The organism is Burkholderia sp. 8Y (assembly GCF_902506145.1).
Taxonomy (GTDB): Bacteria; Pseudomonadota; Gammaproteobacteria; order Burkholderiales; family Burkholderiaceae; genus Caballeronia.
Genome location: NZ_LR733520.1, coordinates 1,440,365 through 1,463,109, shown reverse-complemented (window position 1 = coordinate 1,463,109; position 22,745 = coordinate 1,440,365). Strand labels below are relative to the sequence as shown.

The 22,745-nt window shown below is 62.4% G+C and carries 20 protein-coding genes and 2 pseudogenes; 13 read left to right on the top strand and 9 right to left on the bottom strand.

Annotated elements, in window-relative coordinates; all coding sequences use genetic code 11:
• Together GV035_RS17345 and GV035_RS17340 are read left to right on the top strand one after the other, a co-directional pair.
• Positions 1-1,317 (top strand): cellulase family glycosylhydrolase, encoded by a 1,317-nt coding sequence (locus GV035_RS17345; protein WP_159836243.1) that lies wholly within the window; start codon positions 1-3, stop codon positions 1,315-1,317.
• Positions 1,318-1,441: 124 nt separating this feature from the next.
• A complete protein-coding gene (locus GV035_RS17340; protein WP_159836242.1) occupies positions 1,442-3,781 on the top strand; it encodes a GNVR domain-containing protein in 2,340 nt (779 codons plus the stop codon).
• 8 nt (positions 3,782-3,789) lie between these two features.
• Here GV035_RS17340 and GV035_RS17335 read toward each other — a convergent pair whose 3' ends face one another.
• From GV035_RS17335 to GV035_RS17325, 3 genes are all read right to left on the bottom strand, one after another.
• Positions 3,790-5,169, bottom strand: coding sequence for a glycosyltransferase family 9 protein (locus tag GV035_RS17335; RefSeq protein WP_159836241.1), 1,380 nt, complete (start codon positions 5,167-5,169; stop codon positions 3,790-3,792).
• Between the two features lie 180 nt (positions 5,170-5,349).
• Complete coding sequence (locus tag GV035_RS17330) at positions 5,350-5,805, bottom strand: hypothetical protein (protein WP_159836240.1); 456 nt, start codon at positions 5,803-5,805, stop codon at positions 5,350-5,352.
• Positions 5,806-6,140: 335 nt separating this feature from the next.
• Entirely contained in the window at positions 6,141-6,314 is a 174-nt protein-coding gene (locus GV035_RS17325) for a hypothetical protein (protein WP_159836239.1), read from the bottom strand.
• 122 nt (positions 6,315-6,436) lie between these two features.
• On the opposite strand from GV035_RS17325, the gene GV035_RS17320 reads away from it, so the two are divergent.
• The 4 genes and pseudogenes from GV035_RS17320 to GV035_RS17305 all read left to right on the top strand — a co-directional run.
• Positions 6,437-6,592, top strand: coding sequence for a hypothetical protein (locus GV035_RS17320; RefSeq protein WP_159836238.1), 156 nt, complete (start codon positions 6,437-6,439; stop codon positions 6,590-6,592).
• Positions 6,593-7,143: 551 nt separating this feature from the next.
• Positions 7,144-8,030: pseudogene (locus GV035_RS17315) on the top strand (IS3 family transposase); the annotation flags it as partial.
• Between the two features lie 59 nt (positions 8,031-8,089).
• Positions 8,090-9,358: an IS256 family transposase gene (locus GV035_RS17310; protein WP_159836237.1), complete on the top strand. Its 1,269-nt coding sequence runs from the start codon at positions 8,090-8,092 to the stop codon at positions 9,356-9,358.
• A 44-nt stretch (positions 9,359-9,402) separates the two neighbouring features.
• Positions 9,403-9,609: pseudogene (locus GV035_RS17305) on the top strand (integrase core domain-containing protein); the annotation flags it as partial.
• Positions 9,610-9,670: 61 nt separating this feature from the next.
• On the opposite strand, the gene GV035_RS17300 reads toward GV035_RS17305, so the two are convergent.
• Entirely contained in the window at positions 9,671-10,687 is a 1,017-nt protein-coding gene (locus GV035_RS17300) for a lipopolysaccharide biosynthesis protein (protein WP_236572644.1), read from the bottom strand.
• Positions 10,688-11,482: 795 nt separating this feature from the next.
• Between GV035_RS17300 and GV035_RS17295 the strand changes: the two genes are divergently transcribed.
• A complete protein-coding gene (locus GV035_RS17295) occupies positions 11,483-11,842 on the top strand; it encodes an H-NS histone family protein (RefSeq protein ID WP_159838008.1) in 360 nt (119 codons plus the stop codon).
• A gap of 58 nt (positions 11,843-11,900) precedes the next feature.
• Here the strand turns inward: GV035_RS17295 and GV035_RS17290 are convergent, their stop codons facing one another.
• Positions 11,901-12,296, bottom strand: coding sequence for an RcnB family protein (locus GV035_RS17290; protein WP_159836235.1), 396 nt, complete (start codon positions 12,294-12,296; stop codon positions 11,901-11,903).
• Between the two features lie 294 nt (positions 12,297-12,590).
• On the opposite strand from GV035_RS17290, the gene GV035_RS17285 reads away from it, so the two are divergent.
• Positions 12,591-14,042, top strand: coding sequence for an aldehyde dehydrogenase family protein (locus GV035_RS17285; protein ID WP_159836234.1), 1,452 nt, complete (start codon positions 12,591-12,593; stop codon positions 14,040-14,042).
• A 95-nt stretch (positions 14,043-14,137) separates the two neighbouring features.
• Here GV035_RS17285 and GV035_RS17280 read toward each other — a convergent pair whose 3' ends face one another.
• Positions 14,138-14,482 (bottom strand): hypothetical protein, encoded by a 345-nt coding sequence (locus GV035_RS17280; RefSeq protein WP_159836233.1) that lies wholly within the window; start codon positions 14,480-14,482, stop codon positions 14,138-14,140.
• 98 nt (positions 14,483-14,580) lie between these two features.
• Positions 14,581-15,540, bottom strand: coding sequence for a LysR family transcriptional regulator (locus tag GV035_RS17275; RefSeq protein WP_159836232.1), 960 nt, complete (start codon positions 15,538-15,540; stop codon positions 14,581-14,583).
• A gap of 399 nt (positions 15,541-15,939) precedes the next feature.
• On the opposite strand from GV035_RS17275, the gene oxlT reads away from it, so the two are divergent.
• The 5 genes from oxlT to GV035_RS17250 all read left to right on the top strand — a co-directional run bounded on the left by oxlT (position 15,940) and on the right by GV035_RS17250 (position 20,482).
• The gene (gene oxlT, locus GV035_RS17270) at positions 15,940-17,289 is read left to right on the top strand and encodes an oxalate/formate MFS antiporter (protein WP_159836231.1); all 1,350 of its coding nucleotides are present in this window, start codon (positions 15,940-15,942) and stop codon (positions 17,287-17,289) included.
• Between the two features lie 14 nt (positions 17,290-17,303).
• Complete coding sequence (locus tag GV035_RS17265) at positions 17,304-18,254, top strand: LysR family transcriptional regulator (RefSeq protein ID WP_159836230.1); 951 nt, start codon at positions 17,304-17,306, stop codon at positions 18,252-18,254.
• Positions 18,255-18,411: 157 nt separating this feature from the next.
• Entirely contained in the window at positions 18,412-19,425 is a 1,014-nt protein-coding gene (locus GV035_RS17260) for a 2-dehydropantoate 2-reductase (protein ID WP_159836229.1), read from the top strand.
• Between the two features lie 114 nt (positions 19,426-19,539).
• Positions 19,540-19,761 carry a hypothetical protein gene (locus GV035_RS17255; RefSeq protein ID WP_159836228.1) on the top strand — a complete coding sequence of 74 codons (222 nt, stop codon included), beginning with the start codon at positions 19,540-19,542 and terminating at the stop codon, positions 19,759-19,761.
• Positions 19,751-20,482 (top strand): GntR family transcriptional regulator, encoded by a 732-nt coding sequence (locus tag GV035_RS17250; protein WP_159836227.1) that lies wholly within the window; start codon positions 19,751-19,753, stop codon positions 20,480-20,482. Before GV035_RS17255 ends, GV035_RS17250 begins: the two co-directional genes overlap by 11 nt.
• 80 nt (positions 20,483-20,562) lie before the next feature.
• On the opposite strand, the gene sucD is transcribed toward GV035_RS17250, so the two are convergent.
• Together sucD and sucC are read right to left on the bottom strand one after the other, a co-directional pair.
• Complete coding sequence (sucD, locus tag GV035_RS17245; protein ID WP_159836226.1) at positions 20,563-21,435, bottom strand: succinate--CoA ligase subunit alpha; 873 nt, start codon at positions 21,433-21,435, stop codon at positions 20,563-20,565.
• Between the two features lie 12 nt (positions 21,436-21,447).
• Positions 21,448-22,638, bottom strand: a complete 1,191-nt coding sequence (gene sucC / locus GV035_RS17240; protein ID WP_159836225.1) for an ADP-forming succinate--CoA ligase subunit beta — start codon at positions 22,636-22,638, stop codon at positions 21,448-21,450.
• Positions 22,639-22,745 lie beyond the last annotated feature (107 nt).

Here is a 22,745-nt window from a genome sequence, read left to right as displayed (position 1 = left end):
ATGATCGTCAGCAAAGCGAACATCGCGCGGCGCATCGCGGTGGCGGGCGTGGTGGCCGCATGCGTGGCGATGCTGCCCGCATCGGCTACGCCCAACGTCGCGCTCGACGGCTCGCCGGTGTCGCTGGAGCGTGCGTATGTCGCGTTGCCGTCGTTCGCGACGGCACGCGCGAACACGGGCGTCGCGATTCACCAGATAAGCGATGCGAAGCTGCTCGACGCCGTGAAGGACGTCGGCTTCTCGTTCGTGCGAACGGACCTGTTCTGGGAAGCGGTGCAGGCGCCGGACGGCTGGCACTTCGGCGAGTTCGATGGTCTAGTGAACAATCTCAAGGCGCGTGGCCTCGGGGCGCTGTTCATTCTCGGCTACAAGCATTACGCGTATAGCGCGGATCAACCGCCGACGTCCGCGCCGCAACTCGCCGCGTTTCAGACGTATGCGTATCAGGCGGCATACCGCTATCGCAATGCACCGGTGAGCTTCGAAGTGTGGAACGAAGAGGACCATAAGGACTACTGGCTTGCGCCGCCTTCGCCGGCCGCGTATCGCGCGTTGCTGCGGACGGCCGTCAAAGCGACGCGTGCCGCGAATCCAGAGGTGGTCATCGCGACGGGTGGCGTGCAGCAAGTCGATCGCGACTTCATTCGCGCCGTGGGCGATATCAGCGCGACGCAGACGGGACCGGACGCTGTGAGCGTCCATCCGTACCGGCAGCAGGAACCGGAGACCGTGCTCGGCGACTATCGGGCGTTGCGCGAGGATCTCTCGACCTATGCGAGGCGTCCGCAAGTGTGGGCGACCGAATGGTCGTACCCGAGCGTCGGCTATCACTATGTAGCCGATATCGCCAATGGTCATTCCTGCGAGGCACGAGCGAGGCAGGCGAACTACGCCGTGCGTTTGCTATTGACGAACTGGATTGCGCAAGTCCGGCTCACTTCGTACTACGACATGCGCAACGACGGCAACGATCCGAAGGAGATGGAGCATAACTTCGGCTTGCTCGATGCGCAGAACGGGAAGCTCCCGGCCTATCGGGCGGTGAAGCATCTGTTCGCATTCACAGCGGATGCGAAGAACGCGCGCTATTTCATCGACGAGCAGCAGCAGTACATCGTGCTGAAGCTGAACGATTCGCACGCGACGAAATATGTCGTGTGGTGCTACGGCGCGGGGAACGTGGTGAATCTCGATGTGTCGCGTCTGCCTGCGGGCGCGCTCGTCACCGACCTTTACGGCGCGGCGTTGAGCGGTCGCAGCGTGCTCGCGGTGACGGAAGCGCAGGGACCGCTATTCGTCACGGTCGCTTCGTCGTAGTTCGTGGTACTAAAGAAAAGGCGCATGCGAGGGAATGCGCCTTTCTTGGAAATGTAGCTGACGTCCGTGGTCTTTTACTTCTTCGTAGGGATATAACATGCTTTCATATAATATGCGCCCGGCCATGACGCCAGTTCCGCAACGCGGCGACGGTCTCGTCGATCTGTGGCGCAGCGTCGTGCGCCACAAGACGCTGTTGGGCGCAGTCACCGGCACATGCTGCGCGGCGGGCGTGCTGTATGTGCTGCTCGCCACGCCGCAGTACCGCGCCGAAGCCCTGTTGCGCGTGCAGAGCAAGGCGGGCACGTCGATCAGTGCGCTCTCCGATGTCTCCGGTTCCATGGCTGCCGATGCTTCCGCTAACGACGAAAGCGACGTGCTGACCTCGCGCTCGGTGGTGAGCGCGGCCATCGTGCAGACAGGCGCGGAGACTGTCGTCGAGACGAAGAGTCACTTTCCGCTGATCGGCAGCTTTCTCGCGTCGCGGCATGCGAGCGACAACGAACTCGCGCCATCGCTCTTCGGGCTCGATCAGTTCGCATGGGGCGGGGAGCGTCTGAAGGCCGGCGTCTTCACGGTGCCCGAAGCCGCGTACAAGGCGAAGTTTCACGTCGTCGCGGGTCCGGCGGGGCGCTGGACGCTGTATGACAAGGACGACAGGCAGCTCGCGCAAGGGCGCGTCGGCGAGACCGTGTCGTTCCAGGTCAACACGGCGGATGGACAGGCGCCCGGCGAGTTGCGCATCGACATGTTGCGTGCGCGGCCCGGCGTCAGCTTCGAATTGCGCAAGTACTCGCAGCAGATGACGTTCGACAACGTGATTTCGCGTCTGCGCACGTCGATCCCGCCGCGCGAATCGTCGTTGCGCGATCCGTCGCTGATTCACTTGAGCTATCAGGCCGAATCGCCGCTGCTCGCGCAGGCGATGGTCAACGCGATCATCAAGACGTATCAGGAGCGTGATGTCGAACGCCGTGCAGCGCAGGCGCAGACGAGCCTCGACTTCCTGAAGCAGCGCCTGCCCGCGCTGAAACAGGATCTCGAAACGGCGGAGCGGCGCCTCAACGCGTTTCGCACGCAGACCGGCACCGTGGACATGGCGCAGCAGAACACCGCGCTCATCACGCGCATGAGCCGGCTGGAAGAGCAGCAGACCACGCTGCAACTCGCGCTCGATGCCGCGCAGCATCGCTATAAGCCCGACAACGAGAACTATCAGAGCGCGCTCACGCAACTGAATCAGGTCAAGCGTGAGATCGCCGATACGTCCAAGATCGCCGCGAATCTGCCGACTGTGCAGCGGCAATACGTCGAGCTTGCGCGCGATGTCGCCGTCACGACGCAGCTCTACACGAGCGTGCTCACGAATGCGCAGCAACTCGAAGTCGCGGCCGCCAGCACGCCGCCCGGCGTGGCGGTCGTGGACTGGGCTGTCGCGCCGGAAAAGCAGTCGTGGCCGCGCGCCTGGATCGTGCTGCTCGGCTCGATCTTCGGCGGCTTGTTCATCAGCACGGTGTCGATCTATCTGATCGCGTTGAATCGCCGGGAGCTTCGGAGTCCGGAAGAAATCGACCAGTTCTCGCAGTTGCCGCGTCTTGCCGTCATCGCACGTTCGACGGCGCAATTGCGGCAGGACGTCCGCGCGTTGACGCACAACGCCGCGCCCGCGAAACTGCTCGCCATGACGAGTCCGACCGATCCGAGCATCGAGGCGCTGCGTTCCTTGCGCAACAGCGTCCGCGCAATGCTGAGCGGCGCGCCGGTACCGATGGGTCATCCGGGACTGAGCGGACTGAACCCGCTCAGTTCGCTGAACGCGATGTCATTCGGCGCGACCACGACCGTGATGAATCCGCGCTACGTCGCCAACGCGGACGATCATCGCGGCAAGGTGATTCTTTTCACCGGCCCGACGCAGGGCGTGGGCAAGAGCTTCGTCTCGTCGAACTTCGCTTATCTGCTCGCGGAAACGCGTGCGTCCGTGCTGCTCATCGACGCGGACATGCGGCAGGGGCGTCTGCGTCATCTCGTCGATGGCCGCACCGGACCGGGTCTCGCGGAAGTGCTGGAAGGCTCCGCGCGCGTGGATGAAGCGATCGTGTCGCTCGGCGGCGGTCTTTCGATGATCGACGCCGGCGCGTTCTATCCCGAGAATCCCGCAGAACTCCTGGGGCGTCCGGCGTTCCAGGAAACGCTGTCGATGCTGCGCGACATCTACGACTATGTGGTGATCGATTCGCCGCCGGTGCTGCCGGTCAGCGACGCGCTTTCCATCGCGATGCACGATTGCGACCTCGTGCTGCTGGTTTCGCGGGCGGATCGCACAGGCGCACGGCAACTGGAAGAGACCTTGCGCCGGCTGGAGAACGTCGGCGCGAAAGTGGGCGGACACGTGTTCAATGGCTTCGCGCCGGGGCGCTACGGCGCTCGCGAGGAGTACGGGTTCCGCGCGGTCGCGCGCTGACGACGCGCCTAGCGTGCGTCGGCACCGAGCGATCGCTGCAAGGTGCCGACGACATCGCCCCACGCGCCCAGTTCGCGCGCCCGAACGAGTCGCATGTTCGGATACCAGGCAGTCGCGCTGCCTTCGCGTTCGTAGCGCCATTCGGCCACGTGGTTCAGAAACAGGTAGCTGCGCTTGCCGAGCGCGCCGGCGAAATGCGTGAGGCCGCCATCATTGCCGATGAACGCGTCCAGCCGGTCGATCAGCGCCGCCGACTGACCCAGCGTCATGTCGAGGTCGAGCGTCGTGAAGCGGTCCAGATCGGCCGAGCGCGGGTCGTTCAGCCAGCGGCGGCGTTCGAATCCGCGCTGCATGACGACCCAGTACACGTCGCTCAGGCTGTCGAACAGCGGGTCGAGGTCGGGCAGGGTGAGACTGCGGCTCGCGAAGTTGTTCGCCGATTCGCACGACGACCAGAACACGCCGATGCAGCGGCGTCCGCGCGCCCGATGCCAGATGCGGTCGATGACGGCATCGACGCTCGATGGGTCCGCCGGCTCGATGTACCGGTGCGACGCCGCGTGACCGAGCACCGGAAAGAGGGCGGTGAAAAGCGTGAACGGGTCCGTCCACATCGCGCCGTCGCCGGTGGGTTGCGTGAAGCCGGCCGCTTGCATGGCCCGGACGAAATCGGCCTGATCGGACTGGGGCGTCGTGACACGGAACAGGTCGGAGTCGTAGTCGACATCGACGCCCATTGCCTGCAACGCGCCGATGTAGCGCGCCCAGTTCACGAGATCGCCGAAGCCCGACGCGATGAGCCGCACCGACAGGCGCGCGGGCAGGGCGCGCTGACCCGTCCAGTAGCCCTCACGGTTCACGTGAGGAAAAAGCACGCGCCGCGCTTCGTCCGACGACCAGTAGCGGTGCATCGCCTCGACGCCATCCGCGATGCCGTGCAACCGCATGCGACTGCGCGCCTGATGATGGCTGAGTACGAAGACGGAGTGCTCGTCGATGCCGTCCGCTGTGAGTTCGAGTACGCGCTCGTCATCGCCGAGATAATGCCAGCCGTACACGCGCCACAGAAAAGCGGCGATTTCCGGCGTGGACGCCTTGCGGGCAAACGATTCGACGCCGGCAAGCGCCACTTCTTTCAGGCCGAGATGCCCGGCCACGTCGCACATGCAATGCACATGAAAAGCAAACGTGTCGGACAGGCGCGTCAGCATGAAGCAAATATCGAGCGCCTGATGAAATTGGCCGGCGCGCAGATGCACTATTGCGCGCCAATGCCAGTATTCGGCAGTGTTTCCATCCACCGCGCGCCGTTCCTCGAGAAAGCGCGAGCATTCCTCGACATCGCCGGCGTACAGTTTCGGATAAAGATCGTCGTAGTGTTCGAGCATGCTGTCGTGTCGTAAAAGTGCGCGGTGTTCGGCCAGGGCTGAATCCCAAGCGTGAATCACGCGACTATGGCACGGTGCCCGGGAACGTTTCGCTCGGTGAATGAATCTTCAAAGAAATTTGACGATTTCGAGCGCGCTTTCAGTATAGATCGCGGTGGGTCGTCCGACGAGTTGATGCAGCTAGAAGGCGTACAGCTCCGGTAGCAGCCTTCGAAGACTTCGCGCTTGGCAGATCATGCGTTCTGTTTTCGGCGACATTATGTCGGTTTCGCCTTTGAGCAAGCGCCTTACGATTTGCACCACGTCCTGTAATTCGTCCGCTTTGCTTGCAATGCTGAATCGGTCCAGCTTCGACATTTTCTCCAGAAGCTGCGGATCAGTAACGGTAGTATGCAGGAGAATCGAAAGGCGGGGAAAGCGGTGACTGAGCGAGGCGATGGAATCCATATTTCCGAGATCCAGATCGCGCTGCACGAATGCCGGATCGAGAATAAGCAGGTCGGTTTTGCTGTGTTGGAGCCGATCCATTAATTCTATCCTGCACGATGATATTCCGACGAGAACCGGAAGCGAGCCATCGTTCAAAAGCAGTTTCAGGCCTTGCGCGATCATCGGTGTGGTATCCGCGATCAGCATTCGATGCAATTTTACTCCCGGTGTCATCCTTGCGCCTCATGTGGGTTGAAAGGTGTGCCGCTTTGGAATCAGGATAACGCGGAAACCCCCGCTGAACGATTTATTTTTATGATCGGATTTGGAAAGCGTCCGTTGTTGAGGATTTTCTTATTTATTCCGATGCGCTCGGTGGAATGGTATCGGACGCGGAGCAGGGTTCTTTCAAGCATAGTTGAGGCGTTCACGCGAAGGCCATGCAGATATTTTGATTATCGTCACTGAATCACTCGACGGCGCCGGAACAAGAATGAATGGCGCCGTTCGAGTTATCGACATCGGTGATTCGGGCGTTTTTATTACTTGCCGTCTTGGCGCGGCACGCCAGCCGGACTGGGCGGATCGCGCAAATCGGCGTCCGCTTGCGGCGGATGTGGCGGATCTTCCGGCTGCGCCGGGCCGAGGTCGGTCAGTCCCTCCGAGTCGACGGGATTTTCGGGCGGGTTGCTGCTCGAGTTGGCTGTCGCGGACATGGTCGGCTCCGTTGAGAAGGTATTGCCGATAGGCAAGCAACGCGTATTCCGCGATCAGGCATCCGCGATGCTGAGTCATCGGTACCGCATTCCAGTCTCTCAACGACCGAACGGAGAAGATTATGAGCATTCCGCAAAACGAACCCGGAACCGATGTCGTCGATACCGACAAAGCCGCGCAGCCCGCGCCGAAATCCGATGATCCGGCAGCCGATCTGCCTTTGACCGAAGCGGACGACGGCAATACGCGCAACCCGGCAGCGCCAGCGCAGGAGTGAGACGAACAGCGCTGATTACGACGGCTTGGGCGATAACGAGCCGTCATAAGCGTTTCACGTGTCATGGCCAGATTTAAATGTCGGAGTGCGGGCTAAATACAGATGTCGTATCTGTCCTTGGGTTTTACCCTCACGTAGTGTTGAAGACGCACGGTTGAACGGGCAGGGCGCAGGTGCATGGACTTCATCGTTTGCTGACCGCGGAGCGGTTTTTGGATGGCTGTGCGCCGCGCTTTCGTTCATGTAACGCCATCATCGTTGCCTCCAGGTCCTGTTGCGTGAGTTCGCGCTGTTTCTTCGTGCCGGGCGCCCGTTGCGGCGTGCGCGCCTGCGCGCCGCGATGCGTGCGCGAAGGCGCCGTGCCGATGCTCCGCCTCCCGCAGGATCGTGACCATCTGCTCTTCGGTAAACCGGCTCTTCTTCATGACTTCCTTCTCTCCGTAGGAAGCCATTCTCTCAAGTTTCAGCTGGTCCGAAAATTCCAGGGCAGGTCACACCCATTAAGTAATCGGGATCAGAAGTAGAATTTCCAGCAACGGGAGTTCTACGCAATGAAGAAGTCAAAGTTCACAGACAGCCAGATCATGGAAGCGCTCAAGCGGGCGGAGTCGGGCATTGCCGTGCCGGAACTCTGCCGCGAGTTGGGCATCAGCACGGCAACCTTCTACAACTGGCGCGGCAAGTACGGCGGCATGGACGTGTCGCTGATGGCGCGGATGAAGGAACTCGAAGCGCAGAACGCGCGGCTGCGCAAGATGTACGTCGAAGAGAAGATCAAGGCGGAGATCGTCGCAGAAGCGCTGGCAAAAAAAGACTGAGGCCATCTACCCGCCGCGAGATGGCCAGAGACGCAGTTGCACGCCGGGGCGTATCGATCCGGCTTGCGTGCGAGGCGCTTGGCATAAGCCGGACGTGCTACCGCTACGAGCGGCTGCACAATGAAGAGAATGAGCAGATCGCCGACTGGCTGCTACGGCTGACCGACAATCACCGCAATTGGGGCTTTGGGCTGTGTTTCCTGTACCTGCGCAACGTGAAGGGCTTCGGGTGGAATCACAAGCGCGTGTACCGGATTTACCGGGAGCTTGAGCTGAACTTGCGCATCAAGCCTCGCAAGCGGCTTGTACGACAGGTGCCAGAGCCACTGATGGTGCCGGCGGCGGTGAATGCGGTGTGGTCGATGGATTTCATGCACGACCAGTTGAAGGACGGTCGCAGTATCCGGCTGCTCAACGTGATCGACGATTTCAACCGGGAGGCACTGGGCATCGAGATCGACTTCTCGCTACCCTCGGCGCGAGTCATACGGGCGCTCGAGCAGATCATCGGCTGGCGGGGAAAGCCAATGGCGATACGGTGCGATAACGGCCCTGAATATCTGAGTGATTCGATCACGCAATGGGCGATGGCGCAGGGTATCGCGCTGAACTACATTCAGCGAGCCTGTCAGATTTCCTGTGTGCCGAGGTCATGAGACGATAGAGGAAATAACGTCCTATGACCGAAGCAACCGTGACAAAGAAGAGTAAGAACCCGAAGGCACCGAAACTGTTCTCCGACGAATTGATCGATCAGTTGCTTGCCCAGGTGCAGGGCAAGGATGCCGAGTCGGTCTTGGGCGAATCCGGTCTTGCCGGCCAGCTCAAGAAGCAACTGGCCGAGCGCATGCTCGCGGCCGAGCTGAGCCACCATCTGCAAGCCGAGACCGAGCAAGGCCAGTCTGGCAACCACCGCAACGGCACGAGCCCCGAGACGGTGCTGACGCCCAATGGCGAACTGATGCTGGATATCCCGCGCGACCGGCAAGCGACATTCGAGCCGCAACTGGTCGGCAAGTATCAACGCCGGCTGCCCGGCTTCGATGACCACATCATCAGCATGTACGCGCGCGGCATGAGCGTGCGCGAGATTCAGGGCCATTTGCTGGAGTTGTACGGACTGCAGGTCTCGCCCGATCTGATTTCGACGGTCACCGACGAGGTGCTGGCCGAGGTCGAGCAGTGGCAGCAACGCCCGCTCGAGGCCATGTATCCGATCGTGTACTTCGACGCGCTGCGCCTTAAGATCCGCGACGAGGGCACGGTCAGGAACAAGGCGGTCTATCTGGCGCTGGGCATCCGCGCCGACGGTCGCAAGGAAGTGCTGGGCTTGTGGATCGAGCAAACCGAGGGCGCCAAGTTCTGGCTGAAGGTCTTCAACGAACTGAAGAACCGCGGCTTGCACGACATCCTGATCGCGGTGGTCGACGGCTTGCGCGGCTTTCCCGAAGCGATCGAGACGGTCTATCCGGCCGCGCAGATCCAGACCTGCATCGTGCACGTGATCCGCAATTCGCTGACGCTGGCGAGCTGGAAGGACCGCAAGCCGCTGGCTGCGGCTATCAAGCCGATCTACCAGGCCGTCACCGCCGAGGCGGCGGCAGCGGCGCTCGACGCCTTTGCCGGCAGCGAGTGGGGCCGCAGATTTCCGACTATCGCGGCGATGTGGCAGCGCCAATGGGAACAGGTGATTCCCTTTTTCGCCTATCCGCCCGAGGTGCGTCGAATCGTCTACACAACCAATGCGATCGAGAGCATGCACATGCAGCTGCGCAAGATTGTCAAGAACCGGGGCCACTTCCCAAGCGACGAAGCCGCCAGCAAACTGCTGTATCTGGCCTTGCGCAACATCGAGAAGGATTGGAAGATGCCGCCTATCACCTGGCGGCAAGCCGTTGCACAGTCCGCCATTCTGTTCGGCGAGCGATTCACCAGCGCCATCAGCTGAGATTTCTTAACCGGCCTCGGCACACAAGATTTCGGACAGGTCCCATTCGGCCCGGCAAGCCGCAGCAGAACGCCTACGTCGAGCGGTTCAACCGGACAGTGCGATCTGAATGGCTGTCGCAGTACTACTGGGATGACCTTGCACATGTGCAGCACTTTGCGACCGAATGGATGTGGCAATACAATCACGAGCGCCCCAACATGGGCCTCTGTGGCGTAACGCCGAAGCAACGGCTCACGGCCGCAGCATAGTCTCTACTTCTGTCTCGCGTTAGAAGCGGGGGGATTACCCTTCCCAGCTCCCACCACAAAATCACCGCGGATGATTCTGCACAAAACTCCGATAAGACTCATACGCCGGCTTCTGCGTATGCCCGTCAGCTTGCATCATCCCGTACGCGCCTTCTGCATCGTCGTAAAGCTCATACGCCTGAATCGACTGGATGTTGTACTTCGACGCCACGTTCACATATTGCGACATCATGTCGTTGCCCGTGAGATACGCGGCGACCTGCAGAAGCGATCCCAGGCTCGGGCGCACGCCGAATTCGTTGATCCAGATCGGTTTGCCCATCTGATGCAGCACCGCCAGCACGTCGTGGCATCCAGTGCCGCCGCAGGCGTTGGTGATGTCGCCTTCGTTGGAGTACCAGTGCCATGCCGTGATGTCCCAGCTCACCGCCGGGTGGCCCCAGGTGCCGTCAGGCTGCGAACCGTCGGCGAGCATCTGGTAGAACGCATAATGCAGCCACGTGCCGCCCAGAACGATCTTCCCCGCCGTGTCCTCCGATCTGACGCCCGCAATCAGGCCGCGAATGATGCCCCGTGCAATCTGATACTTGCGGCTGTCGTAGTGCTGCCAGTAGACCCCGTCGACGTTTCCGTTGAGCGTCTTGGCCTCCAGCTCATTGCCGACCTCGTAATACTGGTAGTGATACGCGCTCGCCGTCTGCTTGCCGAGCGTATAGCCCGCGTTATACGCGTCCTGCTCGTTGCCATAGTCAAGACCCAAAAGCATCACGGGATAGACCGTCACGCCACCCTGCGCCATGGTCTGCGCGATGCCCGCGAGCTTGTTTGCCGAAGCCTGGTTATAGACCTCGTTCCGGTAGATCGTCGCGCCGAGGTCGTGCAACTGCGAAAGCTGCGTTTGCGGGCTGGAAATATCGTACGCGCCGCCGCTGTTGTTGTGGCCATTCATGCCATAGAAGATTGAGCCGTTCGTGCTTGCGCTTTTCGCTGTCGCTGCGGGCGTGCCGCTCTTGTCCGTCGCTGCATCAACGGCGCTCCCGCTGCCGCCACCGCAGGCCGCAAGCAGCAGGCTCGTCATGAGCGCGCCGGTTAGCGCGGCATGCTTAAGCGACGTGAAAGGCCGAGTAACGGAAAGGCAAGGTCGAATCGATTTCTTCATGATTATTAGTCGTACTAAATGGCGTGCCGTGTCCATGACGATGAGATCATGCATCCATCGTCATGGACGGTTCGGACGGAAAGGGAGCAGGCCCGCGCGCACAAGCATCGCGGCGCAAGTCAACCCACGAAAGGATAAAGCCGATGGTCCCGAACGCGCTGCCAGTCAGAGGCAAGGCGTTCGTGTATGCGCGACTCATCGCGCATTCGAGGCGGATAGCCGCCGAAACGTGTCAGGAGCGAAGTCGAGCCACGCTGCCTCTAGCCGCTGTCTCCAAGCGCATCTGCGTCATGCGTGAGGCGCAGTCAGATTTACCCGTCTTATGCGAAGCAATGCCGCATGTAGGCAAGCGTTGCCGGGAACCGAGACAGCGGCGAAAGGTTACTTGGTTCTGCGTGCGATGTAAACCTTGGACGCATCGAAATGCGTCGCCATACAGCGTCGGCGCCCGATATAGTTAGCTATACGAAGGAATGGCTGGTGATGCGCGGCAACGGCGTACGCATTGACTGAAAAGAGATCCGGGCTTCAGAACAAAATTCGTAGTCCGAAAAAACGGTAACGGTATGACAATTCAAGATCGCTCAGGTAAAGATACCCCTCGAATGCAACTCGCGCTAAATTTTCACGCAAAGCGTGATCATGTTAGCCTCTCGCTTTTGTCGCGGCGGCGGGGCATCGGCCGCTGCGGAAATCCAATCGCACATCATGAACATGACGTATAGAAGTCCGCAAGTCGCCGAGTTGATGGCGCAAAGAGAGTCGCTGGAGAAGGAACTGGCCGAGGCACGGCGTAAAGAAGAGCGCCTCGCGCTGATCGAGATCGTGCAGAAGATGCGCCAATACGGCATCACGTTGAACGAGCTGATGGGGCGTAAGTCCGGCACGCAGCCCGCTGCACCGGACGCGGCGGCCAAGTACTGCGACCCCGCAAGCGGCGCGACATGGAGCGGACGCGGTCGCGCGCCCCAGTGGATCGCCGGCAAAGATCGCGACGCCTTTCTGGTCGAGCGGACCGCGAACCTGTCGCCGAGCCAGGCCGCGCAGGCGTCGCTTTTCGCGGACGAAGACTAACGAGCGCGCAGGCGTTGAAGGCTCGGCGTAAGCCAATCCTGCGCGCTCCGGCGCCGTCTTACTGCGCCAACACCACTTGCGCGATCAGACCCGTCGCTGCCGCGACGAGCACATAGTCCGCGCCGACGCCGACCCACTGGTAGCCGCGCGGCGGTTGACGCAGGCCGTGGCCGCGCCAGTCGTCGACGACATACTGGTGATCGCGATACTCGCCCGAAAGGCGATCGCCCTTGTGCCAGTCCGGATGACCGCGATCGCGATCGGCATGCTCAGGCGGGCGCGGCTGATCGTGGCCGTCGTGTCCGTCGTGTCCCTCGTGGCCATGCATCATCGGCGCATGACTGGCGCCAGGCCCGTGGTTCTCATCCGGGCCGTGCCACTGCTGCGCGTAGCTCGCGCCGGCCGAAAGGCCGAGACCGGCCGACAACAGCGCCACGATAATTCTGTTCTTCATAAAACGCTTCTCCTCGTGAAGTGATGATTGATCCCTTGCCAAGGGATCATTGCCCTTGTGCGCGAACAGGCGGTCACTCTACGTTGGGAGGCGGCGCAATGCCGTGAGAATGTGTAAGCAACGCTTACTTCGCATTACTCGGGCCAAGCGGAAAGGGCCAGGCGGCAGGGGCGCGCGCCACGATGCTATATCCGCCCATACATAACGCTGAATGAGAACAATAAAAATGTTTTGCTATCGTCGAGCGGTTTTCTGGCACACCATGAAACGATTTAATAAAGCGTGGAGAGAGACATGGATAGCACGGCGGATTTGAAGCGTTACGAATTACTGATCGGCGGTGATTTCGTCGCGCCAAGCGGCGGCGAATATTCGACCAACCTGAACCCCGCCACCGAAGAGCCGATCGCCTACGTCGCGCAGGGCACGTCGGCCGATGTGGATCGCGCGGTGCAGGCGGCGCGCGCCGCGTTGAAGCCCTGGAACGCCATCCGCGCCGCCGAACGCGGCCGCATTCTCATGCGGCTTGCCGACCTGCTTCGCGAGAATCAAGAAGAACTGGCCGCGCTCGAAAGCCTCGACGCTGGCAAGCCCGTTGCCGGCGTCCAGCGCCAGGACGTCCCCGCCGCCATCGATACGCTCGCCTACTATGCCGGCTGGTGCGACAAGATCAACGGACAGGTCGTGCCGGCGCGGCCCGATGCGCTGACGTACACGGTGCGCGAGCCGGTGGGCGTCGTCGGCGCCATTGTTCCGTGGAATTTCCCGCTGATGATCGGCATGTGGAAGATCGCGCCGGCGCTCGCGTGCGGCTGCACGTTGATCGTGAAGCCCGCCGAAATCACGCCGCTGTCCGCGCTGATGGTCGGCCGGCTCGCGCTCGAAGCGGGCGTTCCGCCGGGCGTGCTGAATATCGTCACGGGAAAGGGTTCGGTGGTCGGGGATTCGATGGTCGCGCATCCGGGCATCGACAAGATCACGTTTACGGGGTCGCCTTCGGTCGGGCGCGGCATTCTGCAGGGCGCGGCAGGCAACTTCAAGCGCGTGACGCTGGAGCTCGGCGGCAAGTCGGCCAACGTCATCTTCGCCGATGCCAACATCGACAGCGCGGTGCGCGCCGCCGCATCGGGCATCTTCTTCAACGCGGGACAGGTGTGCTCGGCAGGCTCGCGCGTGCTCGTGCAGCGCGCCGTCTATGACGACGTGGTGGAACGCCTTGCCCAGCGCGCGCAGACGATCAAGCTCGGCGATCCATCGAAGCGCGAGACGAACATGGGCCCGCTCATCTCCGCCAAGCAGATGAAGACCGTGCTCGACTACGTGGATATCGGCAAGGGCGAGGGCGCGTCGCTCGTGACCGGCGGGCGGCGTGCGGGCGAGCGCGGCTACTTCGTGGAGCCGACCGTGTTCGCGAACGTCGAGCACGAGATGCGCATATCGCAGGAAGAGATCTTCGGGCCGGTCGCGAGCGTCATTCCGTTCGACGATGAGGCCGACGCGCTGCGCATCGCCAACGGCACCGCTTACAGTCTCGCGGCGGGCGTGTGGAGCGCCGACATCGGCCGGGTGCATCGCATGGCGGCCGAGTTGAGGGCGGGCACCGTCTGGGTCAATACGTATGGTTATACGGACGTGCGGCTGCCGTGGGGCGGTTCGGGCGATTCCGGCTTCGGCCGGGAGCATGGGGACGTGGCCATCGAGAACTTCACGGAGCCGAAGGCCGTGTGGGTATCGCTGACGCCTTGAGCGGCCACGGATCGCCGCGCGCCCGGCGCGGCGGTCATCAAGCAGAAATGCGAAAGGGCGACCGAAGCCGCCCTTGATAACAGAGACGCAACGACTTAAACGCGCGCCTGCACACCTTCCTTGTCGCGTGCGCGCCAGAGTCGAGCGCGCTGCGTGCTGTCTTCATACTGAACCGTATTCTGCCGGCACGCCTCGATCGTCATGTTCTTGCGCTCGACGATGGCCTGGCAAAGAAACTCCGCGCTATAGGCCTTAAGCAGGTGAGGGCACTGCGTCCCGATGTATTGCGCGATCTTCCCGTAGTCGCTGTCCGCCGATGCAAGCGAGCGATACGTTTCCGCGTCCCAGCGGAACATCAGGTCCAGTTCTTCGAAAGCGGTATTAAATGCGCAAACTTGCGCCTGAATCTCGCGGTCGTCGCTCAGCGTGGCTTGGTTCATTGATCGTCTCCTCAGTGGCCGCAGGGCATACGATCAGAATAGGGAAAGCCCTTCATACACGACAGTCAAAGTTTTTTCGGCTAACCATTCCCTTTGCTTTATGAATCCGGCTTGCCCGTCTTCGCGACGATATGCGTGATGGCCTCGATCTGCGCCGCGCCTTCTTCGATCAGGAACTGCTTGAACGCGAGCGCCACCGGCGGCAAACGCTTATTGTTCCGATGCACGACAAACCAGTTGAGCATGACCGGAAAGCCTTCGATATCGAGCACCGCCAGCTTGCCGACCTGCAATTCCATGCTGATCGTATGCGCGGATAGAAAACTCAGTCCCATTCCCGCGATCACCGCCTGCTTGATGGTCTCGGTACTCGTGATCTCCATCGCGACATTGAGGTTGGTCAGCCTGCCGGCGAAGCCTTCTTCCATCGAGTTCCATGTGTCGGAACCGCGCTCGCGCACGATGAACGGCTCGTCGGCGAGCGTCTCCAGCGGAATGTTGGCTTGCCCAACCAGCGGATGATCCGGCGGGGCGACGATCACATACGGATGCGGCGCAAACGACACGTTGACGGTATCCATGTCGCGCGGCGGACGAACCATGACGGCCAGATCCGTCAAATTGTCGGACAGTTGGTGCAGCAGCTCCTCTCGATTATGAACGGCAAGATTGAGCCGGACATCCGTATTACGTTTCGTGAATTCCGCGAGAAGCCGGGGAAAGAAATAATCGCCCGCGCTGATCACTGCAACGTTGAGCGTGCCTCCGGATATACCCTTGAGACGGGCCATCGCGTCGTCGGCTTCGCGGAATTGCTCGAGAATCGCCCTGCTGTAATGGAGCATTTCGTTGCCGGCGGGAGTGAGGTAGATTTTCTTACCGAGCTGTTCGAAAAGCGGCAAGCCGGCGTGCTCTTCCAGTTGCTTGACCTGCGTGGAGACGGCCGGCTGAGTGAGATAGAGCTCCTCGGCGGCGCGCGAAAAACTCAGTCGGCGCGCGACCGTCTCGAAGATTTTCAGCTGGCGCAGGGTGGCGTTTCTTAGCACGGAAGCCCTCATCCATTCACGATAGCTAACTTATACAATAATTTTTTTTAACTTTCCTTAATCGTTTTTGTCCCCCACGATGCTTTCACGTGCCCCGCTTTTGTAAGGCAGCAAGCCCCCACGCCGCCTGGCGTGATGCAGCACGGTAGTCACGCAGCACAGCACGCCCGCCAGGGCTGCATCGACCATCCGGACCTCTTGGGAATCGCTCGAAATGATTCTTCGATCGCCTGACGCGGATGTTGGCCACATGTGCGAACTCATCGCCCTTCTGGACACGCGACGCCACGCCCGCGCCGCCTGGCCGGAGCATCTTCCCTGACCGACCGCATCGCCCGCCGGCCCGAGCGCCGGTGATCTCGCCGTACATCAAGCGCCGCACGAGCGCAGAGACAAACATCGGAGACAGACATGGCAAGCGCAGACACGGTGGTGTCCGGGCAGGACGGGCGTCACCACAACCGTTGGATCCAGCTGGCGATCGGCATTCTATGCATGGGCCTCGTCGCCAACCTGCAATACGCATGGACCCTTTTTGTCGTACCGATGGATGCCAAACACCATTGGGGTCAAGCGGCGATCCAGACGGCTTTCACCATCTTCATCGTCACCGAAACATGGCTCGTGCCGGTCGAGGGCTGGCTCGTCGACAAGTTCGGGCCTCGGCCGGTCGTGATCGGCGGATCGGTGTGCGCGGCCATCGGCTGGGTCATCGACGCACACGCGACGAGCCTTGTCCATCTCTACATCGCGGCGGTGATCGCGGGGATCGGCGCGGGCTGCGTGTACGGCACGTGCGTCGGCACGGCGCTCAAGTGGTTCCCGGACAAGCGCGGGCTCGCGGCGGGCCTGACGGCGGCGGGCTTCGGCGCCGGCGCGGCAGTAACGGTCATCCCGATCTCGAACATGATTCAGTCCTCGGGCTACGAGCACGCGTTCATGTTCTTCGGCATCTTCCAGGGCGTGTGCATCTTCCTGCTCGCGCTGATGCTCGTGCGTCCGAAGCCCCCGGTGAACGTCGCGCCGCCGAAGCGGATCGTGTCCACGAAAATCGACTACACGACCGGCCAGATGGTGCGCTCGCCGCTCTTCTGGGTGCTGTATCTGATGTTCGTGTTCGTCGCGGCGGGCGGCGTGATCGCCACCGCGCAATTCGGGCCGATCGCGAAGGAGTACGGCTTCGCGAAGATGCCGGTGAATCTGTTCGGTATCACGCTGCCGCTGCTCGCGATGACGCTCTCCATCGATAACCTCTGCAACGGCTTCACGCGTCCGCTGTGCGGCTTCATCTCGGACAGAATCGGCCGCGAGAACACGATGTTCATCATCTTTCTCGGCGAAGGCGTCGCGCTGCTCGGGCTGATGCAGTTCGGACATCATCCGTACCTTTTCATGCTGTTCGCCGCGATGACGTTCCTGTGCTGGGGCGAAATCTTCTCGATCTTCCCGGCCACTTGCGCCGATACGTTCGGCAGCAAGTACGCCGCCGCCAACGCGGGCACGCTGTACACCGCGAAGGGCACGGCGTCGATGCTGGTGCCGCTCGCCTCGGTGCTCGCGTCGATCGGCTCGTGGAACGCGGTGTTCATCACGGCTGCGACCACGTCGATTGCGGCGGGCCTGTGCGCCAAGTTCGTGCTCGCGCCGATGAGGAAACGCTGGATCGAGAACACGGTCGCCGCGACCTCGGGCGATTCGTCGGTCAATGCGTCGTTCAAGGCGGGCTGGCCCGAAGCGCCGGGCAAGACGTCGGTTCAATAAGGGAAAGCCAGCGCATGCGCGAACGCCCGGCCGCTCCCGCGCATGCGCCTTCGGTGTCACTGCATCAGTTGCGGCTGTTCGTCACGCTCGCGCGATACCGCAGTTTCACGCGCGCCGGCGACGAATTCGGCATCACGCAATCGGCGGTCAGCCGCAGCATTCGAGAACTCGAAGATGAAATCGCGCTGCGGCTTTTCGACCGGACCACGCGCCAGGTCACGCTGACCGAGACCGGGCGCACGCTGCTCTCGCGCATCGCGCCGCTCGTCGAGGAACTGGAAGCCACGTTGCGTCCGCCCGCCGACGCTCGCGCCGGGCAGGGCATTGTCCACGTGGCGAGCAGTGGCGGTCTGACGGCGAGCGTGCTGCCCGCGTTGCTTGCGTCGTGCAAGGAGCGGCTGCCGGACGTGACGATCGCGTTGTTGGATCGGCCGCAGAACGCCGTGCTTCAACTGGTGCGCTCGGGCGAGGCGGAAATCGGCATCGTGATCGCGCCCGACAATCTGGACGAACTCGCCGCCGAACCGCTTTTCGCCGACGCCTTCGCCGCGGTGGTCGGCGCGTCGCATCGGCTGGCGGACGCAGCGCGGCTGGACTGGCATCAGTTGCGCGCCATGCCGCTCCTTCTGCTCGACGATGACACCGGCAGCCTCGCCGCCGTCGAAGCGGCGCTCGCGCGCCACGCGGTCACGGGCGCGGTGCGGCAACGGCTGACGCAGCCGGCGGCTGTCGTCCGCATGGCCGAGGCCGGTCTCGGCGTCGGCGTCCTGCCGATGCACGCGCGTCTCGCCTGCGACGGCGCACGCGTGCGCTTCGTTCCCCTCACGCCCGACGCCGCCCGCACGGTGATGATCGTGCGTCGCCGGGGCCGCGCGTTGCGCGAGTGCGCCGCGCACGTCTGGGCACACTTCATCGCGTCGTCGACGCATACTCTGCTCAGTACCTCACAGGCCATCGAAGCCTGAGCCGCCCCTTTCTTCTTCTGATCGAACCGGAAGGCGTCCGCCGCATGCGGGTTTTCGCTCGTCCGCCGCTGCACGAATTCGCCTTGTCCTGTGTGAACGTGGAATGTAGTATCTGGTATATCAGAAGCTTGCAAGCCTACGACTCTAGGAGACAACCATGAAGATCTGCGTGTACGGCGCCGGAGCCATCGGCGGTTACATGGGCGCGCAACTCGCGCGGGCCGGGGCGGACGTCAGCTTCGTGGCGCGCGGGCCGCATCTCGCCGCGATGCAGGCGAACGGCGTGCGCCTCCGAATCGACGGGGAAGAGCACACGGTCAAGGTGCGCTGCACGAACAACCCCGCCGAACTCGGGCCGCAGGACTACGTGATCATCGCTCTCAAGGCGCATTCCGTGCCGGGCGTGGTCGATCTGATGCCGCCGCTGCTCGGGCCGGACACGGCCATCGTCACGGCGGTCAATGGCTTGCCTTACTGGTATTTCTATCAGCACGGCGGCGCGCTGGCCGGCACGGCGCTGCAAAGCATCGATCCGGGCGGCAGGCAGTGGAGCGTGTTCGGGCCGGAGCGGGCCATTGGCTGCGTGCTGCTGCCGGCGGCGGAAATCGTCGAGCCGGGCGTGATCGAGCATCACTACGGCAAGAAATTCCCGATCGGCGAGCCGAGCGGCGAGACCACGCCGCGACTGCGCGCGCTGCACGACATCATGGCGGCAGCCGACATGGAAGCGCCGATGCGCGACAACATCCGCGACGAGATCTGGCTCAAGCTGTGGGGCAATCTGTGCTTCAACCCGATCAGCGCGCTCACGCACGCCACGCTCGATGTGCTCACGAGCGATCCCGGCACCCGCGCGCTCTCCAAGGCGATGATGCTGGAGGCAAAGGCGATCGGCGACAAGATCGGCGTCAACTTCCGCGTCGACGTGGAGCGGCGCATCAACGGCGCGGGCGCAGTGGGCGCGCATAAAACGTCGATGCTGATGGATTGCGAAGCCGGCCGGCCCATGGAAATCGACCCGCTGATCACGGTGGTGCAGGAGATAGGGCGCCTGGTGAATGTCGAGACGCCGATGATCGATGCCGTCCTCGCATTGATCAAACTGCGCGAAGCCGTCAATCAGGGTACGGCCCGGCCGGCAGCGCCGCCGCAGCCGCAAAAAGCGGCCTAAACTGAACCCACGGGCACCAGCGTTGTTTCTGATATACAAGATGCAAAATATGTTGCGTTCTGCTGCGACGCAACATATACTAGGGGCTCTTGAGTGATTTAACCGGAGCCTGAAATGAGCATCGCCCTTTTGGTTGTCGTTGGATTCGCGCTGGTTGCCGTGGGTGTGAGCGTTACGTTTATGATCGCGTCGGCGGTGCCGCAAGACATGCTGCAGCGCGCACAGGAACACGGTCGCTTTGCCGGACTCACGGCGGACGACCAGAACGGCGGTTCGGGCAAGCGCGTCGTTGCTGACCGGCCGCAAATGGGAAACCAAGCCATCAATGCCATCTGATACTCAATCCGTAGATAGCCCGGAAGTTCGCCCGAGCGGGCTGACGCTTTCGCTGGAGCCGATCAACGCCACCGTTTCGCTGCGCGATCAGGCGTACGCGAAGCTGCGGCAGGCCATCGCGGAGGCGGACATCTATCGCTCGCGCGAGGAAATTCGTCTGGACGAAAAAGAGCTGACGGAAGCCCTCGGCGTGTCGCGAACACCTATCCGGGAGGCCATGACGCTGCTGGAGCAGGAAGGCTTTCTGCGCACGGTGCCGCGCCGCGGGGTCTATATTCTGCGCAAGACCAAGCGCGAGATCGTCGAGATGATCCACATGTGGGCGGCGCTCGAGAGCATGGCGGCGCGCCTTGCCACGCAGCGCGCGTCGGACGAGGAAATCGCCCATCTGCGCCACATGTTCGACGACTTCCGCGACAGCACGCCGGCCGAGCATATCGACGAGTATTCGGAAGCGAACATCGCGTTTCACCAGGCCATCGTGCGGCTGTCGAAGTCGCAGATCATCTTCGACACCATCAAGAATATCTTCGTGCACGTGCGCGCCATCCGGAAGATGACTATCTCGCAGAGCGACCGCGCGTCGCGCTCGATCGTCGATCACATGCGCATCATCGAGGCGCTGGAAAAGCGCGACACGGAACTCGTCGAGCGGCTCGTGAAGCAGCACTCGCTGGATCTGGCGGCGTTCGTCGAGGCGAACTGCGATTTCTTGGATTGAGTTGCGGGCAGCGCGAGCAGTAAAGCAGAAGGCCGCACGGCAATCGCCGCGCGGCCTTTTTCATGCGCCCGATAGACGCGCTAGCGCATCGCCCGCAGCATCGTTTCACCGAGCGCCGCCGGCGAATCCGCGACGTGGATGCCCGCCGACTTCATCGCGTCGATCTTCGCGCTTGCCGTGCCCGAGCCGCCGGAGATGATCGCGCCCGCGTGACCCATGCGGCGTCCCGGCGGCGCGGTCGTGCCGGCGATGAAGCCGACCACCGGCTTTTTCGTCCTCGCGTCCTTCAGGAACTGCGCCGCTTCTTCCTCCGCCGATCCGCCAATCTCGCCGATCATGATGATGCCCTCCGTCGCGTCGTCGGCGAGGAAAAGCGACAGGCAGTCGATGAAGTTGGTCCCGTTCACCGGATCGCCGCCAATGCCGATGCACGTCGTCTGGCCGAGTCCGGTCGCGGTGGTCTGAGCGACGGCTTCGTAGGTGAGCGTGCCCGAACGCGACACCACGCCGATCTTTCCGGGCCGATGAATGTGCCCCGGCATGATGCCGATCTTGCATGCGCCCGGCGTGATGACGCCCGGACAGTTCGGCCCGACGAGCCGGCTGGCCGACCCCGCGAGGGCGCGCTTCACGCGCAGCATGTCGAGCACGGGAATGCCTTCGGTGATGCAGACGATCAACGGCACTTCCGAATCGATGGCTTCGAGGATCGCGTCGGCGGCGAACGGCGGCGGCACGTAGATGACTGAGGCGTCCGCCCCTGTTTTCGCGACCGCGTCGGCCACCGTGTCGAAAACCGGCAGGTCGAGATGCGTCGTGCCGCCCTTGCCGGGCGTGACGCCGCCGACCATTCGCGTGCCGTAGGCAATCGCCTGCTCAGAGTGAAACGTGCCTTGCGCGCCGGTGAAGCCCTGGCAGATCACCTTCGTATTCTTGTCGATCAGAACGCTCATGGAGGCTTCCTTTCAATGGTGGACGGCGCTGACGATCTTGTCGGCGGCATCGGCGAGATTGTCGGCGGAGATGATGGTGAGCCCGGACGTGCGCAGGATTTCGCGGCCCGCATCGACATTCGTGCCGGCCAGCCGCACGACGAGCGGCACGCGCAGATCCACTTCGCGCGCCGCCGCGACGACGCCTTGTGCGATCACGTCGCAGCGCATGATGCCGCCGAAAATGTTGACGAGAATGCCTTGCACCTTGGGATCGCGCAGAATCAGCTTGAATGCGGTCGCGACGCGTTCCTGCGTCGCGCCGCCGCCCACGTCCAGGAAATTGGCCGGCTCGCCGCCGTAGAGCTTGATGATGTCCATGGTGGCCATCGCGAGGCCCGCGCCGTTCACCATGCAGCCGATGCTGCCGTCCAGCTTCACGTAATTGAGCCCGTGCTTCGCGGCTTCGATTTCGGCGGGATCTTCCTCGTCCTCGTCGCGCAGGGCTTCCACATCCGGGTGGCGATACAGCGCGTTGTCGTCGAAATTGAGCTTGGCGTCGAGCGCCATGACGTCGCCGGAGCCGGTCACGACGAGCGGATTCACCTCGACCACGGACGCGTCCAGATCGACGAACGCCTGATACAGCGCGGCGATGAACTTCGACGCCGCTTTCACCTGATTGCCGGTGAGCCCCAGGCCGAACGCGACCTGCCGCGTGTGAAAGGGCTGAAGACCGGTCGCCGGATCGATCGCGACTTTGAGTATTTTCTCGGGCGTGCGATGCGCGACTTCCTCGATCTCCATGCCGCCTTCCGTCGACGCCATGATCGTGATGCGCGACGTCGCCCGGTCGACCAGGATGCCGAGATACAGCTCGCGTGCGATGTCGCAGCCTTCCTCGATATACAGCCGCTTTACTTCCTTGCCCGCCGCGCCGGTTTGCTTGGTGACGAGCACGGACGACAGCATCTTTCGCGCGTTCTCGCGCACATCGTCCACTGATTTCACGACGCGCACGCCGCCTTTGCCATCGGGATCGTTGACGAAACGGCCCGCGCCGCGCCCGCCCGCATGAATCTGCGACTTTACGACCCAGACCGGGCCGCCGAGCGCGCTGGCGGCGTCGGCGGCCTCCTGCGCCGTGAACGCGACGCGGCCCTGCGGCACCGCGACGCCGTACTTTCGCAGCAGCGCCTTCGCTTGATACTCGTGAATGTTCATTGCGTCTCCTGTTTCGACTCGCGCGTTCGATCGAATCGGCCGCCTGCGGTCGTTGGTCTCGTATAGCGCACGACGCGTCGTCGATGCGCTGATATTAGATATATCAC